Genomic DNA, 15,701 nt, shown 5'->3' with positions numbered 1-15,701 from the left:
CGTGTAACGCCGCTGCGTAAAGCCGGGACCTACACTGCGCGGATGCGATTGCACCCCGGATCAGCAGCGCATCGCTGTCGCGCTGCGCAGCATCCGGGGCACCAGACCTGCTTACGCCACCGCCTGCTTGGCTTTTTCGGCGCGCTTGCGATCGTTCGGATCGAGGAACTTCTTGCGCAGGCGGACCGACTTCGGCGTCACCTCGACCAGCTCGTCGTCTTCGATATAGGCCAGCGCCTTTTCCAAGGTCATCTTGATCGGCGGCGTCAGGCGCACCGCTTCGTCCTTCGACGTGGTACGGATGTTGGTGAGCTGCTTGCCCTTGAGCACGTTGATTTCGAGGTCGTTGTCGCGGGTGTGCTCGCCGACGATCATGCCGCGATAGACCTTCCAGCCCGGCTCGATCATCATCGGGCCGCGGTCCTCCAGCTTGAACATCGCATAGGCGACCGCTTCGCCCTGGTCGTTGGAAATCAGGACGCCGTTGCGGCGGCCCTGGATCTCGCCCTTGTAGGTCGCATAGCCGTGGAACAGGCGGTTCATGATCGCGGTGCCGCGGGTGTCGGTGAGAAGTTCGCCCTGATAACCGATCAGGCCGCGGGTCGGCGCGTAGAACACCAGCCGCAGGCGATTGCCGCCGGAGGGGCGCATCTCGATCATCTCGGCCTTGCGCTCGCTCATCTTCTGCACGACGACGCCGGAATGCTCCTCGTCGACGTCGATCACGACTTCCTCGATCGGCTCCTGCCACTCGCCTGATGTCTCGTCTTTCCTCAAGACGACGCGCGGGCGCGACACCGACAGCTCGAAGCCCTCGCGGCGCATGGTCTCGATCAGGATCGCGAGCTGCAATTCCCCGCGGCCCGAGACTTCCATGGAATCCTTGTCGTCGGCCTCAGTCACGCGCAGCGCGACATTACCCTCGGCCTCGCGCAGCAAGCGGTCGCGGATCATGCGGCTCGTCACCTTGTCGCCTTCGGTGCCGGCAAGCGGCGAATTGTTGACGATGAACGACATCGACACGGTCGGCGGATCGATCGGCTGCGCCGGCAACGGCGTTTCGACGCTGGGATCGCAGAAGGTGTCGGCCACCGTGCCCTTGGTGAGGCCGGCAATGGCGACGATGTCGCCGGCTTCGGCTTCGTCCAGCGGCGTGCGCTCGATGCCACGGAAGGCGAGAATCTTGGTGAGGCGTCCCTGCTCGATCAGCTTGCCGTCGGCGGACAGTACCTTCACCGCCTGGTTCGGCTTGATCGAGCCTGAGGTGATGCGGCCTGTGATGATGCGGCCGAGATAGGGATTGGCTTCGAGAATGGTGCCGATCATGCGGAACGGCCCCTCTTCGACGGAGGGCGGCGCGACGTGGCGCTCGATCAGGTCGAACAGCGGCTGCATGCCCTTGTCCTTGGGGCCTTCCGGGCTTTCCGCCATCCAGCCCTGCTTGGCCGAACCGTAGAGAATGGGAAAATCGAGCTGCTCTTCGCTGGCATCGAGCGCGGCGAACAGATCGAACACCTCATTGATCACTTCAGTCGGCCGCGCGTCAGGGCGGTCGACCTTGTTGATGACGACGATCGGCTTGAGGCCGACTTTCAGCGCCTTCGAGACCACGAACTTGGTCTGCGGCAGCGGGCCTTCGGCGGCGTCGACCAAGACCAGCGCGCCGTCCACCATGTTGAGGATGCGCTCGACCTCACCGCCGAAATCGGCGTGGCCGGGCGTGTCGACGATGTTGATGCGGGTGTCCTTCCACTGCACCGACGCCGCTTTGGCCAGGATCGTGATGCCGCGCTCGCGCTCCAGATCGTTGGAGTCCATGGCGCGCTCGGCGACCTTCTGATTTTCGCGGAAGGTGCCGGACTGTTGCAGCAGGCGATCGACCAGCGTGGTCTTGCCGTGGTCGACGTGGGCGATGATGGCGACGTTACGAAGCTTCATGTTGGCTCTATCTGCGTCAGGCAATGAGAGAGGCGCGATCTCACCGGAAAACCGGGACCCGCTCTTTCGGGATCACGCTGAAAACCCTGGATTTTTGGTTGGGTACTGAACACCCAAAAAGGAAGCCCGGCCAGAAGGACCGGGCACACCTTTACTGCGGCGCAATATAGTCAGGAAAGGTCAAAAAACAATGACTTGTTTGCCATTTTGGCTAACGGAGAAGCCCGAAAAATACCGGGTTGTCGCCGTTACGGCCCAGCCTCGGTCGGGTAGACCCCCCGCAGCACCTCTTCGAAGTGGTTTTTGACGGATTCGTTACACTGGCAGGCCCGCGACCTCAGGCCGTCGGGATCGCGGACCACCAGGGAGCCGCGGCGGGTTTCCACCAGTCCCTCCGCCTTGAAGGTCTGGATCACCCGGCTGGCATAGCTGCGGCCGACGCCGAGCAGCGTCGAAAGCTGTTCGTGGGTCAGCGGCACGATGTTGTTGCCGTCGGTGCGCTCCATCGCCGAAATGATCCACTTCGCCGTGCGCTGCTCGATGGAGTGGATCGCATTGCAGGCGGTCGATTGAAACATCTGCGCCAGCAGGCAGTCGGCATAACGGGCAAACACATTGCGCAGCGAGACGGAAATGGTCTTGGCCTGTTCGAGTTTCGCGATCGGCAAATGCACAAAAAGCCCGCCGAATTTCACGGTGATGCGGGTATAGGCCGGCAGATAACCGAGGCTGACGATGCCGCCGACCGCGCCCTCGCGTCCAACCAGGATCGTCTCCACGTCGCGGCCGTCCTCGTTCGGCACGAGATAGGACGCAAGGCTGGCTCCGCAGGGGAAGTGCACGGTGTCGACATCGTCTCCGGGATCATAGAGCAGATCGTCGGAGGCGGATTCGCCCTGCGTCAGATGCGGCGCGATCAGTGCGAAGTCGGCCTCGTTCAGCCGCCGCAACAGGTTGTTGTGGGGCCGTTCGCCGTTCCGGTCTGGTCTTCCCTGTGAACTCATCGTGCCTGCTTGCCCTCGTTCGTTTTCCTCGCGAGGCTCACAATAGTCGTGGGCGTTTCCAGGTTCCGTCCACAAGTGCACAGACAACGACCGCCCGATATGGTGGTTTCATGCAGGGGACAGGGGGCTGCCTCAACAATGCGCGTGCGGCAGGACAGTTCTGCCTTAACTCATGCCCCTTGCTGGAACCTTCGTGGCCACGATGATGGACGTGTTGAGCCATGGGCTGCTGCCGGAAGATGTCCTCGTGATCGAGGACGACCCGATCATCGCCCTGGATTTCGAGGACACCATTCTCGGCTTCGGCGTCAGGACGGTGCGCACTGCCGGCTCGGTGACGCGCGCGCTTGCCCTCATCGAGGAGCGGACACCGGATTTCGCGCTGCTCGATATCGGTCTCGTCCACGAGAACAGCTTTGCTGTCGCCGAGCGGCTCGATGTGCTCGGCGTTCCCTTCGCGTTTGTCTCCGGATACGACTGCGCGGCAGCGCTTACCGGCGCCTTTGCACAAAGACCGAGATTGCCGAAGCCTTGCACCACCAATGCGCTTCAGGCAGCGCTGAAGCACGCGATGGCCAGCCGCACGTCACGCTGACGGCAATCAGATCGATTTGGGGTCTAGTGCCCACTTTCCGAAGTTCGTGCGACCTCTCAGCAGCCACCTTTCACGAACTTCAGAAAGTCATGGGCACTAGCAAATTTATTACTCTGGTGCCGTTTCCCATTTGGAGTTCCTGAACGGAATTTGCGGCTTGTGGCGCAGGAACTTCAATTGGACGGCACTAGCGTCGTCGACCACAGCGCGACGTCGTTGCGGTCACGCAAAGTCACGGTCATTTGCCCGGTCGCGCCCTCGATCTTGACATGGCCGAAGAACTGATAGCCATCCGAAGGTGACAGGATCGCGCCTGCCGGCGCCGGTTTGGAAAATCTCACCTCGGGGCCGAACGTATTATCGAGTTCGTTCTGCGACCCCGTTCCGGCATGCAGGGGGCCTGCGACAAATTCCCAGAACGGCAGGAATTCCTGGAACTGCGCGCGATTTGGATCGTAGAAGTGCGCCGCCGCGTAGTGCACGTCCGCCGTCAGCCACACCGTGTTGGCGACGCCCTTGTCGCGGATGAAACGCAAGAGATCGGCGATTTCGAGTTCGCGTCCGCGCGGCGGGCCGTCACCTTGCGCAAAGGCTTCGGAGCCTTTCTTGTTGGCGTAGTCGTCGTAGACGATGAGCGAGAGCGGCATGTCGGAGGCGATCACCTTCCAGGTGGCCTTTGAGTTGGCCAATCCGCGCTTGAGCCAAGCCAGTTGATCGGGCCCAAGGAAATAGGCGTCGGGGCCATATGTCTTCTGCAGGTTCGGACCGTTGGGCCCGCGATAGCTGCGCTCATCCAGCATGAAGACGTCGAGATGCGGACCATAGTTGATGGCGCGATAAACGCGGCCGGGCTCAACGATGCTTTCGCGCAAGGGATACATCTCATGGAAGGCTCGCGAGGCGCGCGCCGCCAAAACATTGATGTCCCGCACCTTGTATGCGGCAGGAAGCTGCTTCGACGCCGACCAGTTGTTGACGACCTCGTGGTCGTCCCATTGCGCGAAGATAGGCACCTCGGCGTTGAAGGCGCGCACATTGTCGTCGAGGAAATTATATTTGTGCGCGGCGCGAAATTCGTCCGTTGTCTCGGCGACCTTGGTCTTCTCGGGGATCATCAGGTTCTTCCAAACCTTGCCGCTTGCGAGCTTGACCTCCGGAGCAAAGATGCCGTCGGCATAGATGGTGTCGCCGGAATGAATGAAAAAATCCGGGCGATGCGTGTGCATGGCTGCAAAACTCACCATGCCGCCATCGTCAGGATTGATGCCCCAGCCCTGGCCCGCGACGTCGCCGCCCCACACGAAGCTGATGTCACGACGATCGGCGGGCGCGGTGCGGAAACGGCCGGTCACCACCTCGCCCGATATGTCGGGATGCGAGAGATCGCGGAATTTGATGCGGTAGAAAATGTTCTGCCCTGCGGGAAGGTTCTCGAGCAGCATCTTGGCCGTGAAATCAGTTTCCGGCAGGGCTGCGATTGGCGGCAGCGCACGCGCATCCTTGAAGGACTCGGTGGTCGAAACTTCCACCAGCATCTGCGAAGGGCGATCGGCACGCGCCCACACCACGCCGCCGTCGGTCGCGACATCGCCGGACTGCACGCCGTGACTCACGGACGGCCGATCTGCGGCGCGCGACAGATATGGCATCGCGACCAGCACTGCTGCGCCGGCGCCAGTGCCGATGAAGTGTCGGCGGGAGATGCCCCGCGCAAATCTGCTTTTCATGCGGACCTTCGCGCCATCCCATGATGGCCGGCAAAACTTACGAGGAAAATGTGACGATGCAATTGCTGCCCAGACGAGCCTCTCTGTATAGTAGGCATTTCACGTTGCCACGATAGCGCCATGCCTCGTTCCATCTCCAGTATCGCGGTCTTCTGCGGCTCGAATTTCGGCGATTCCGACGCCTATGCGGATGGCGCGCGGCGGCTGGGCAAGGCGCTGGCCGACGCGGGGATCACGCTGGTCTATGGCGGCACGACGAAGGGGCTGATGGGTGTTGTTGCTGACGCGCTGATCAGCGCCGGCGGCAGCGCGCATGGCGTGATCACTGAGAAACTGCGGCAGCGCGGCCATGCCCATCCGAATCTCCAGCACAGCGAGATCGTCGCGTCCTTGCGGCTCCGCAAGCAGCGCATGGTCGAGCTCGCCCAGGCCTTCATCGCGATGCCCGGCGGCATCGGCACAATGGAAGAGATGATGGAGGCCTGGACGATGAACCAGCTTGGGGAGATCGACAAACCGGTCGGCCTCTTGAACGTCTCCGACTTCTACCGGCCGTTTCTGGCCTTCATCGATCACATGGTGGTTCGCAAGTTCCTGCCGCCCGAGCATCGGCATTCGATCTGCGTCGACCCCGATCCCGCCGCGTTGATCGAGCAATTGCGCAACTTCGTACCGACCAGCGTACCGAAGTGGTTGTAACGCAAATCGGCAGGTCTGCGCGACCTGCCGACTGACGTCAGTCGAAGATTGACCTTTGAGCTCAGTTCGCCGGGCGGATGTTCGGGTCGATGCCGCCGGTTCTCGAATGATCGAAGATCGGCTCCGGGACCCAGCCGTCGCCGTAGAACGGCGGCCCGATCACGGGCCCCCGATAATAGGGCCCGCCATACACTCTCGTCGGGTAGGCAGGGCCGTAATAGGTGGGCCCGTAAGAATAGCCGGGACCGTAGACCGGAGCGTATTGAGCGGAGGCCGGGGTGGCCGCGGCGAAGACCGCCAAGGCCGCTAACAAGGCGGGAATCACAAAGGCAAATCGCATGATGGTCTCCTCATTTTACACATGAGGAACAAACCTTGCCCCGCGGCGCTCGGTTCCGGCCAGTCGCACACCTTGGCGTGATGAACAGCGGGTCAGGTTCCGGTCACCCGCAGCGCCGAGCCTGCCCGTTGCAGGTTTTGCGACAGGTTCATGAGCAAGCTGCGCCGATCGGCGACCGCGTGATGGAATTGCGTCAGCGCAATGTTGAAGGAGGTGAGCGCGCCTTCCTCGATCGCGCCATGCTCGAAACCTTGCAGCGTGTCGCGCAGGATCTCGTCGGCCTCAGCCTGCATCCGGTCAAGCTCGTCGGTGGAATCGCTGCGGCGCGCGGTGGCGATCATGTCGAGCAGCCGTTCGCGCAGGGTCGAGTTGTCGCCCCGCTCGTCCTTTTTCAGATAGCCGGCGAACCACGCGCCGATCGATCCGGTTGCCGACAGCGCCATCAGCCCCCACCAGATGAAGTCGCTGTAGCGATCGAGGAATGTCTTCTCCTCGCCGTCGACAAAGGCGGCCGCACCCGGATGCACCGGGATGAAAGCGTCCTTGTCGGTGTCCGGCGTCTCGATCTTCGCGGCCAGCGGAAACTCGTTCATGACCGTCTGACGGATGGCGAACAGCTGCCGCGTGAAGGCGGCCACCGTTGCATCCGAGAGATCCTTTCGCGCAACGATGTGGTGCGAGAAGCTGATCGTCTTGACCTCTTCCTCCGGTCGATCCGGCGAGCCGCCAAAGGCGCCGGCGGGAATTTCAGACGCCTCGTACATCGGATGATTTTGCGCGATCGCTTCCGCCGAATCGATCGCGAGGAAAGTGGGTCCCTTGCCGTCATGCGTGGAGGCGGCAATCGCCTCTGACGTGATCTTGCTGTTGACCGGCCCTGCGGCGAGATAGGCGTCGGCCTTCTGGTTGCGGATCGCGTCGACCGCCTCGGGAATCGGGAACTGGACGACCTCGACCTTGCCTGGGTCGATGCCGTATTGCTGCAAGATCACCTTGAGCAGATCGATGTTCGCCTGCGTGCGGCCAACGACGCCGATGCGGCGCCCGGCGAGCTGCCCGATCTTGCTGATCTTCGCGGCTGCCTTCTTGCCCTTGACGGGAGCAGGCACCCACAGCACTGCGACATTCTTGCGCAACGTCGCCACCGCTTGCGCATTTTTCGGCACGCTCAGGTCGCCGCGAATGATCGCAAGATCGGCCCGCCCCTCGGCGAGCATCTGCGCGCTGGCGGTCGCGCCGTCGGTCTGGATCGGCCGCAAGCGAATTTGGCTATGGGATGTCGAAAAGGCCTGGCTCAGGCCGTGAACGACCTTGAGATCGTCGCTGCCCGGCGGGCCAACAGCTATGCGCAGGGGCTCTAGCCGCACCGCGTAGTAATAGACCGCAGCCGAGATACCGATCAGGGCAAGGATCGCCGCCAGAACCACCAGCGCGATGCTTCGCCTTGCCGGCCAACGCGGCGATGATCCAGCCGGATTTGTCTCGGTGCCGCTTGCCATTGATCTGGAAAGGCTCAGGTCCAATGAAGAGTTGTTCGTCCGGTTTCTCCCGGAAGTGTAACAAATATGGTGCTTTTCCCTGAGTTACATCACCGTCATGGTTACCGGCGCTGCCTTGAGCCATATCAACATGGCTGTGCAGCGACGCTGTCGCACCGGTTCATGTCTTTGATTCAACAGCGTCTTTTTAAAGGCGGATCGGGGCGGAGCAATCGGTGTTAGATAGTCAGCCGGGTCAGGGACGGAGGCCATCATGGCGGAACGATTGTCAGCGGAAGCGCGCAAATCGGCGCTGAAGGGCTTGCCGGGCTGGAACGAGGTCGAGGGACGCGAGGCGATCGCGCGCACCTTCGTCTTCAAGGACTTCAACGAGGCCTTCGGCTTCATGAGCCGTGCGGCGCTGGTCGCCGAGAAAAGCGACCATCACCCGGAATGGCGCAACGTCTACAAGACCGTCGAAGTCGTCCTCGCGACCCATGACGCTGGTGGCGTGACCCAGCGCGATGTCGATCTTGCCAAGGCGATGAACGCGATCGCGGCGCAGCTCGGCGTCGCCTGACAAAAGCCAGTGTGGCGGCTCTGGCGTTCCTTTCAGTGCCGCGGCGAGTTCTTCAAAGGAACGTCAGAGTCAAAGCCACACTACATCAACAAGTTGGCTAGTGTCCCTTTGGTTCTGACATTCGTAACAGTGCCCGCCGCGAAATAATATGAATGTCAGAACCCGGACACTAGCGTTCAATCTTGCAAGGGCGACGCGACATCCCCAGCTAAGCGCGGACTTTGACGCATTGCGAATTCGCAGTTGCAGAATTGCGAATATCAAATCCACTCTACGAGCGGCGCGGAGGGAGCGGGGGCGATGATTTCAGAACATACGGTCGGATTTGGACCGGCGGATGACCTCGCCAGGGATCCGCAGAGCGTTCGCAAGCGCTTCTGGCGCAAGTTCAAGCGCGTCGCAGCCAGACTGCCCTTCGCCGAGGATTTGCTGAGCGCCTATTACTGCGCGTTCGACCTGAACACCCCGCGCCACGTCCAGGCGGCGCTGTTAGGGGCCATCGCCTATTTCATTCTGCCGTTCGATTTCATCCCGGACATGCTTCCGGTGATCGGTTTCACCGACGATGCCGCCGTGCTTGCCACAGCGATCCGTCTGGTGGCGGCGCATATCACGCTTGAGCATCGCGAGGCCGCGCGCGCCAGGCTGCAGCGAATGGCCGAGCCTGAGGTTTGATCGAACTGGATAGCCTAAACGCCAGGGGCCCGACGTGACGATCACGTCGGGCCCCTTCGCTCTCCCTGTTCTTCTTGTCGAGCGTTATCGTGTCTTCGGCGCCGGCGCCTGTGCGCGCGCGTTGTTCTGTTCGGCCTCCCAGGCCTTGAACTGCCTGAACAGCTGCTCCTTGTCGGCTTCGGATGTCGTCTTCCCTGCCGCCGAGCTCTGCTTCAGGAATTCGTCAAACTTGCCGCGGGAGACCGGCTCGATGCCGTGCGTATCGAGCCACTGTTGGGCGTAGGGCAAACGTGTCCAGCCCTGGAGCGGCGCAGACAGCGAAACCTCTTTCCACTTCGGATGGAAGGGCGGGTGCTGGAACTGCGGGAATTTGGTGAAGAAGGCGTCCACGAAATTCGTGAGCTTGCGGTAGCGGTCGGTGTTGGGCGCCCAGTTGTAGGCGGCGAGCAACGCCGGCACCGCGATGGTGTCCACCGAATCGCCCTCGGCGATCAGGTTCGGGTAGTCCTTCGAGGTCAAGGTGGCCGGCAGGTAGTCGCCCTGCAACGGCTTTTCGTAATCCACCTTCACGAGATGGAAACGGCCGTCGTTGGCAAAACTCGAAACCGACTTGTAGGGCTTGCCGCCGACGACGATCACGGCGTCCACTTCGCCCTTCTTCAGTTTCTCCATCGCGATACGCTGCTCGATGTAGACCCAGTTCGCCTTCAATCCGATGCGCTCGGCCACTGTCAGGACGGTGACGAAGGTCGAGCCGTTCGGCAGGTCGACGCTGACCGTCTTGCCTTCGAGATCATGCAGGCTGTTGATGGACTTGGACGCGATGACCTGCATTTCCTCGTTGTAGAGCTTGGTCACATAGGTGAACTGCCGCTTGATGTCCTTCGCAAAACCCTTGTGCTCCAGATAGTCGAGCGTGTCGGCGCGAACGATGCCGATGTCGACGCCCTGCAGGAACAGGATGTCGGCGACGCTCTGCACAGAGCCGCGCCCGACGATCGGAAGTACGCGCAACTTGTTTCCGTCGTCGAGCACGGAGGCGAGGTCGGCGCCGATCTGCACATAGGTGCCGCCGATCGTGCCGGTAATCAGGGTGACAGTGTTCTGGTTCAGCGCTTGCTTGGTTTGCGCAGAGCCGAACTGGAAGATGGCCTTGAGACTGTCGGACACCTTGGCGGGGTCAACTGCGCCTTCTTCCGCCGCGCGCGCCGCGAAGCCAAACGCTAGCATCGTGGCAACGAGTGCCATACCAATCAAACGTCGCATTTTTCCTACCCCTGAATGAAGACGATTATTGCAATTGGCTGAGGCGCCGCTGCGCATCAACCGAGCCAAGCTGGGCGGCGCGCTGGTACCAGCTGCGCGCCTGTGCCGGATCCGCAGTGATGTTGCGGGCATCCTGCGTTCCGAGCACGGCCGGATCGTAGGTCTGCGCAACCATCAAAGCGGCGCTGGCCTCGCCGGCCTCCGCGGCCCGTTCCAGCAAGAGACGGGCAGGAGCAATATCGCCGGACTCGAGCAGCGACTTGCCGCGCGACATCAGGTTGGCGAGTTCGTCGGCGTCGAGGCGTCGGACCGGCGCTGCAACAGCGGCGGCGGGTGCAGGGGCTGCGGGCACGGCGGCGGCGACGGGCACAGTGGCGGTCGGTGCAGCGGTCGCGACCGTGGTGGTCGGTTGCTGCGGCGCGTCGGCGGGTGCGAGGTTCTGATGCGCCGTCTTCAACGCGAGCGCGATTTCATCGCGCGACGGCGCCGTAGCTGTTGCCAGGGCCGGGCCTGCGACCATCGTCGGCGTGCTGGCCACAGCCGCGACGGCGGCCTGACGCGGCGGTGCGGGCGGTGCAGTGGCCGTCCGGACGTCGGAGGTGCCCATCAGCGACGCTGTCGCATTCGCAAAGACAGTGAAGGGATTTTTGACGGCTACGAAAGTGGCGACCAGCGCAGCAATGGCGAATGCAGCGACCTTCAACAAACGCGAGCCGGTTTTCTTCGGGCGCGCGAATTTTGAGGTTCGTTGATCTTCGTCTTCACCGGACAAGAACAGCGGAACGGAATCGTCGGGAAGGAATTCTTCCCGCGTTGCAACCGAACGCGAAGAATGATGTGACCTTAGTTGCGAACCGATGGAATCGAGATCGACTGGTTCTGCATAGTTGTCGTCGTATGACGGGTAATCCGATTCATACGGAGTCGGAGCGTCATACGGACGATACCGGTTCCCCTGCGCCATGATGATGCCTCCCATTACTACGCAACATCGGGCATGCCGGCGTCAGTTCAGCGGTCCCTGCCCGTTACTGAGAGGGTAAAACGCATTTTGAATCCGACCAAAAAGCGACGCTCAAGGTCTCGATTTTGGAGATATCGTGATTTGATTTAGGCATTTCAGTGCCACGCGATTGAACGCATCGCGGCTCAGGCGCGGCCTAAATGAGGAAAAGATGTGGCAATCCGGGCGAGTTGCCACAGGATGGCACAACTTATCAGGGGTGCAGGATCACCTTGCCCATGGCCTTGCGGCCGGCGAGCACTTTCAGTGCGTCGGCAGTCTCTTCCAGCGGGAAGGTGCGGTCGACATGGGAGGAAATCTTGCCTTCCGCCGCCCATTGCACGAGCCGCTCAAGGTTGGCGCGGTTCTTGTCGGGATTGATCCTTGCCCATGCGCCCCAGAACACGCCCCGGATATCGCAGCCTTTCAGCAGCGCGAGGTTGAGCGGCATTTTCGGAATCTCGCCGGCCGCAAAGCCGATCACCAGGAAGCGGCCTTCCCATGCGATCGAGCGAAGTGCGGCCTCCGCATAACCGCTGCCGACCGGATCGAAGATGATATCGACGCCTTTTCCGCCAGTGAGTTTCCGCAAGCCTTCCTTGAGATCTTCGCTGGCGTAGTTCAGCCCCAGCTCGGCGCCGTGCGCCTTGGCGAATTCAAGCTTTTCCTCTGACGAAGCGCACGCAATCACCTTGAGTCCAAGCAGCCTGCCGAGTTCGCATGCGGCCAGTCCCGTGCCGCCCGCCGCGCCCAACACGGCAAGCGTCTCGCCCGGCTTGGGGCTGGCGCGATCTTCCAGCGCATGCAGCGCGGTGCCGTAGGTAATGATGACGCCGGCGGCGCGGTCGAAGTCGAGGCCCGCTGGAATCTTGACGATCGACGCCGCCGGCAACGCGATTTTTTCGCGCGCCCCGTTATAGCCGCAGGACGCGATGACGCGGTCACCGACCTTGAGGTCGCTGACGCCGTTGCCGACGCTTTCGATTACGCCGGCGACTTCCGCCGCAGGCGAGAAGGGGAAGGGTGGCTTGATCTGGTACTTGCCCTGGATCATCAAGAGATCGAAGAAATTCAGCGCCGCCGATTTGATCGCGATCACGGCTTCGCCGGGCGCGGCCACGGGATCAGGCACCTCCGTCAGCACGAGGTCGTCGGGACCGCAATATTGCGAGCAGAGGATGGCTTTCATGGACACACTCGGGTTTCAAAAGGCAGCGTTGATGCGGCCAACCTTGTCATCGCGAGCGAAGCGAAGCAATCCAGAACCTGTTGCCTAAGGACTCTGGATTGCTTCGCCGGTACGCTTCTCGCAATGACGTCGAAGAGGAATAGAACAATGTTTGAAAAGGAATTGCTCAAGGGAAAGCGCATCCTCGTCACCGGCGGCGGCTCCGGTCTCGGCGCCGCGATGGGGCACAGGTTCGCCGAACTGGGCGCCGAGCTGATCATCTGCGGCCGCAGGCCGGATGTGCTCGAGGCGGCCGCAGCATCGATCAGCAAAACGTTTGCGAGCAAGGTTCGCGCTATCCCGTGCGATGTTCGCGACGGCGCTGAGGTCGAGGCGATGATGGAATCGATCTGGCGCGAGGCGCCGCTCGACGTCCTCGTCAACAATGCGGCCGCGACCTTCATCGCGCGGACAGAGCAACTGTCGTTCCGCGCCGCGGACGCGATCCTCGGTCCGACGCTGCACGGGGCGATGTATTGCACGTTGGAATCAGGCAAACGCTGGATCGAGGCCCGCCACAAGGGCGTGGTGCTCAGCATCCTCTCGACCTCGACCATCACCGGCCGCGCCTTCACGGTGCCGTCGGCGATGGCGAAATCGGCCGTGCTGGCGATGACCAGGAGCCTTGCGGTCGAGTGGGGACCGAAGGGCATCCGCACGGTGGCGATCGCGCCGGGCGCGTTTCCGACGGCGGGCGCAACCAGCCAGCTGCGCCCCGCGGGGCGCGATTCGAACTGGGCCGCGCGCAATCCGCTGGGACGCACGGGCACGCATCCCGAACTCGCCGATCTCGCCAGTTTCCTGATTTCCGATGCTGCCAGCTACATCAATGGCGAAATGGTGGTGCAGGATGGCGGCGCGCATTTGCGTTCTTCCGGCGCCGAGGACCTGCTCGGCTGGACCGACGCGCAGTGGGAAGCGCAGCGGGCTTTGCGGTCGAAAGACCGGACTTAAGGCTCGACCCCGAAGCCTTCCCAATCAGGCATTTACCTTTTATCCATCGCACCGGTGGATCACCGTGACCGTGCGGTTCCGGGCCATCTTCCAGTCACAATGATAAGAGACCAGATTCGCTGATGTCCGTGCGGGGAATGCTGACAGCTTCGATTGCGGCGGTGCTTTTTTGCGCCGGTGTTAGCCATGCGCTGGCGCAGGCCTCGAAAGGCGCGGTGAAGCCGGCGGCGGCCAAACCAGAAGCAGCAGTGGTTGGCGGCAGCGAGCCGACGCTGATCGGACAGTTCGGCACTTGGGGCGCCTATATGGCGACGCCGAACGGCAAGAAGGTCTGCTTTGCGCTGGCAAAGCCGTCCTCCTCGAAAACCAATCCGCCGAACCGGCCGCGTGATCCGGCCTATGCCTTCATCTCGACGCGTCCAGGCGAAAAGGTCGTCAACGAAGTCTCGATCATGATCGGCTACGCGCTGAAACCGGGTTCGGAATCGACGCTCGAGGTCGGCGGCGCGTCGTACGCGATGTACACGCAGGGCGACGGCCTCTGGATCAAGAACGCGGCAGAGGAAGAGCGGATGGTGGACGCCATGCGCAAGGCTGCCGACGTCACCGTCAAGGGCACCTCCGCCAAGGGCACCGAGACCACGGACGTGTTCTCGCTGAAGGGGCTTTCCCAGGCGCTGGACAAGGTCGCGCAGGACTGCCGCCGCTAGCGCCAAAATGGCGTTGTTTGAGGGACCAAGAAAGCCTATTTGGGTGATATCGCTCCTCATGGTGAGGAGGCGCATTTCGCGCCGTCTCGAACCATGAGGCCCGGCTGTCATCCTTCGAGACGTGGCGCAAGCGCCGCTCCTCAGGATGAGGTCAAATACCTCGCAAGATCAGACATGACCGCCAGTTCGACTGAGACCATTGCCGCGGCGCAGCCACCCTTGGAAAAGGTGCCGCTGGAATCCTATGTGCCACCGGCAACCCCGTCGCTGATCGGGCTTTCGCGGGAGGAGCTTGCCGAAAAGCTTGGGCAAATCGGCGTCGCGCCGGGGCAGCGCAAGATGCGCACTCAGCAACTCTGGCACTGGATGTATGTCCGCGGCGCGCAAAGTTTCGACGCCATGACCTCCATCTCGAAGGAGATGCGCAAGGAGCTCGAGCAGCATTTCACGGTGGCGCGGCCGGAAGTCGTGGCGGAACAGGTTTCCAACGACGGCACCCGCAAATGGCTGCTGCGCCTGCCGAGCGGCGACAGCGTCGAGAGGGCGCATGAGGTTGAGTGCGTCTATATCCCGGAGACCGACCGCGGCACGCTGTGCGTCTCCTCGCAGGTCGGCTGCACGCTCAATTGCGCCTTCTGCCATACCGGCACGCAGCGCCTGGTCCGCAACCTCACCGCAGGCGAGATCGTCGGCCAGATCATGGTGGCGCGGGATCGTCTGAACGACTGGATCGATCGCGAGACGCCGAACGGCAACCGCCTCGTGACCAACGTCGTCATGATGGGCATGGGCGAGCCGCTCTACAACTTCGATGCGGTGCGCGACGCGCTTCTGATCGTGGCGGACAACGAAGGCATCGGCATCTCGCGGCGCCGCATCACGCTGTCGACCTCGGGCGTGGTACCCAACATCAAGCGCACCGGCGACGAAATCGGCGTCATGCTCGCGATCTCGCTGCACGCGGTGCGCGACGAATTGCGCAATGAGCTCGTGCCGCTCAATCGCAAATATCCGATCGCGGAACTGCTGCAAGCCTGCCGCGATTATCCCGGCGCGTCGAACGCGCGGCGCATCACCTTCGAATATGTGATGCTCAAGGGCGTCAACGATTCCCTTGATGATGCCAAATTGCTGGTGAAACTGCTCAAGGGGATACCGGCCAAGATTAATCTCATCCCGTTCAACCCGTGGCCGGGCACGGCTTACGAATGTTCGGACTGGCAACAGATCGAAAAATTCTCCGAATACATCTTCAACGCCGGCTATTCGTCACCGGTGCGTACCCCGCGCGGACGCGACATCCTTGCCGCTTGCGGTCAGTTGAAGTCGGAGACCGAAAAACTGTCGGCGCGCGAACGGCAGGCGCTGCGCGCGATGGCGATGACGGATTGAAGTACACCGCACTTCGCTCACTTCGTCATTGCGAGCGGAAGCGAAGCAATCCAGCGTGAGGGATAATGACTTCTGGATTGCTTCGTCGCCTTGCTCCTCGCAATGACGGCAA

Annotated in this window: 15 protein-coding genes; 7 read left to right on the top strand and 8 right to left on the bottom strand. The window is 62.0% G+C overall.

What is annotated here, in order from left to right:
* Window positions 1-111: 111 nt before the first annotated feature.
* The gene (typA, locus tag VFB05_RS18150) at window positions 112-1,938 is read right to left on the bottom strand and encodes a translational GTPase TypA (RefSeq protein WP_325014534.1); all 1,827 of its coding nucleotides are present in this window, start codon (window positions 1,936-1,938) and stop codon (window positions 112-114) included.
* Between the two features lie 248 nt (window positions 1,939-2,186).
* Window positions 2,187-2,942, bottom strand: coding sequence for a Crp/Fnr family transcriptional regulator (locus tag VFB05_RS18145; RefSeq protein ID WP_325014532.1), 756 nt, complete (start codon window positions 2,940-2,942; stop codon window positions 2,187-2,189).
* A gap of 202 nt (window positions 2,943-3,144) precedes the next feature.
* Between VFB05_RS18145 and VFB05_RS18140 the strand changes: the two genes are divergently transcribed.
* Window positions 3,145-3,537 carry a response regulator gene (locus VFB05_RS18140; protein ID WP_325014985.1) on the top strand — a complete coding sequence of 131 codons (393 nt, stop codon included), beginning with the start codon at window positions 3,145-3,147 and terminating at the stop codon, window positions 3,535-3,537.
* A 173-nt stretch (window positions 3,538-3,710) separates the two neighbouring features.
* Here the strand turns inward: VFB05_RS18140 and VFB05_RS18135 are convergent, their stop codons facing one another.
* A complete protein-coding gene (locus tag VFB05_RS18135; RefSeq protein ID WP_325014530.1) occupies window positions 3,711-5,264 on the bottom strand; it encodes an alkaline phosphatase D family protein in 1,554 nt (517 codons plus the stop codon).
* 120 nt (window positions 5,265-5,384) lie between these two features.
* Here VFB05_RS18135 and VFB05_RS18130 point away from each other — a divergent pair, with 120 nt between their 5' ends.
* The gene (locus VFB05_RS18130; RefSeq protein WP_325014528.1) at window positions 5,385-5,963 is read left to right on the top strand and encodes a TIGR00730 family Rossman fold protein; all 579 of its coding nucleotides are present in this window, start codon (window positions 5,385-5,387) and stop codon (window positions 5,961-5,963) included.
* 61 nt (window positions 5,964-6,024) lie between these two features.
* On the opposite strand, the gene VFB05_RS18125 is transcribed toward VFB05_RS18130, so the two are convergent.
* Both VFB05_RS18125 and VFB05_RS18120 read right to left on the bottom strand, forming a co-directional pair.
* Window positions 6,025-6,303, bottom strand: a complete 279-nt coding sequence (locus tag VFB05_RS18125) for a hypothetical protein (RefSeq protein WP_325014526.1) — start codon at window positions 6,301-6,303, stop codon at window positions 6,025-6,027.
* Window positions 6,304-6,395: 92 nt separating this feature from the next.
* Window positions 6,396-7,802, bottom strand: coding sequence for a TAXI family TRAP transporter solute-binding subunit (locus VFB05_RS18120; RefSeq protein ID WP_325014524.1), 1,407 nt, complete (start codon window positions 7,800-7,802; stop codon window positions 6,396-6,398).
* Between the two features lie 250 nt (window positions 7,803-8,052).
* Between VFB05_RS18120 and VFB05_RS18115 the strand changes: the two genes are divergently transcribed.
* The gene (locus tag VFB05_RS18115; RefSeq protein ID WP_325014983.1) at window positions 8,053-8,361 is read left to right on the top strand and encodes a 4a-hydroxytetrahydrobiopterin dehydratase; all 309 of its coding nucleotides are present in this window, start codon (window positions 8,053-8,055) and stop codon (window positions 8,359-8,361) included.
* 300 nt (window positions 8,362-8,661) lie between these two features.
* Window positions 8,662-9,036 carry a YkvA family protein gene (locus VFB05_RS18110; RefSeq protein ID WP_325014522.1) on the top strand — a complete coding sequence of 125 codons (375 nt, stop codon included), beginning with the start codon at window positions 8,662-8,664 and terminating at the stop codon, window positions 9,034-9,036.
* An 84-nt stretch (window positions 9,037-9,120) separates the two neighbouring features.
* Here the strand turns inward: VFB05_RS18110 and VFB05_RS18105 are convergent, their stop codons facing one another.
* The 3 genes from VFB05_RS18105 to VFB05_RS18095 form a co-directional block, all read right to left on the bottom strand.
* Complete coding sequence (locus VFB05_RS18105) at window positions 9,121-10,302, bottom strand: TAXI family TRAP transporter solute-binding subunit (protein WP_325014520.1); 1,182 nt, start codon at window positions 10,300-10,302, stop codon at window positions 9,121-9,123.
* Window positions 10,303-10,327: 25 nt separating this feature from the next.
* On the bottom strand, window positions 10,328-11,005 hold the full coding sequence (locus VFB05_RS18100) for a hypothetical protein (protein WP_325014517.1): 678 nt from the start codon (window positions 11,003-11,005) through the stop codon (window positions 10,328-10,330).
* Window positions 11,006-11,519: 514 nt separating this feature from the next.
* Window positions 11,520-12,494, bottom strand: coding sequence for an NADPH:quinone oxidoreductase family protein (locus VFB05_RS18095; RefSeq protein WP_325014515.1), 975 nt, complete (start codon window positions 12,492-12,494; stop codon window positions 11,520-11,522).
* A 147-nt stretch (window positions 12,495-12,641) separates the two neighbouring features.
* Here VFB05_RS18095 and VFB05_RS18090 point away from each other — a divergent pair, with 147 nt between their 5' ends.
* The 3 genes from VFB05_RS18090 to rlmN all read left to right on the top strand — a co-directional run bounded on the left by VFB05_RS18090 (window position 12,642) and on the right by rlmN (window position 15,589).
* Window positions 12,642-13,487 carry an SDR family oxidoreductase gene (locus tag VFB05_RS18090; protein WP_325014513.1) on the top strand — a complete coding sequence of 282 codons (846 nt, stop codon included), beginning with the start codon at window positions 12,642-12,644 and terminating at the stop codon, window positions 13,485-13,487.
* 122 nt (window positions 13,488-13,609) lie between these two features.
* On the top strand, window positions 13,610-14,197 hold the full coding sequence (locus tag VFB05_RS18085; RefSeq protein WP_325014512.1) for an invasion associated locus B family protein: 588 nt from the start codon (window positions 13,610-13,612) through the stop codon (window positions 14,195-14,197).
* Window positions 14,198-14,371: 174 nt separating this feature from the next.
* Complete coding sequence (rlmN, locus tag VFB05_RS18080; RefSeq protein ID WP_325014510.1) at window positions 14,372-15,589, top strand: 23S rRNA (adenine(2503)-C(2))-methyltransferase RlmN; 1,218 nt, start codon at window positions 14,372-14,374, stop codon at window positions 15,587-15,589.
* The last annotated feature ends 112 nt before the right edge of the window (window positions 15,590-15,701 follow it).

Source organism: Bradyrhizobium sp. (assembly GCF_035652035.1).
GTDB lineage: Bacteria > Pseudomonadota > Alphaproteobacteria > Rhizobiales > Xanthobacteraceae > Bradyrhizobium.
This window is presented reverse-complemented; position numbering and strand designations above follow the sequence as displayed.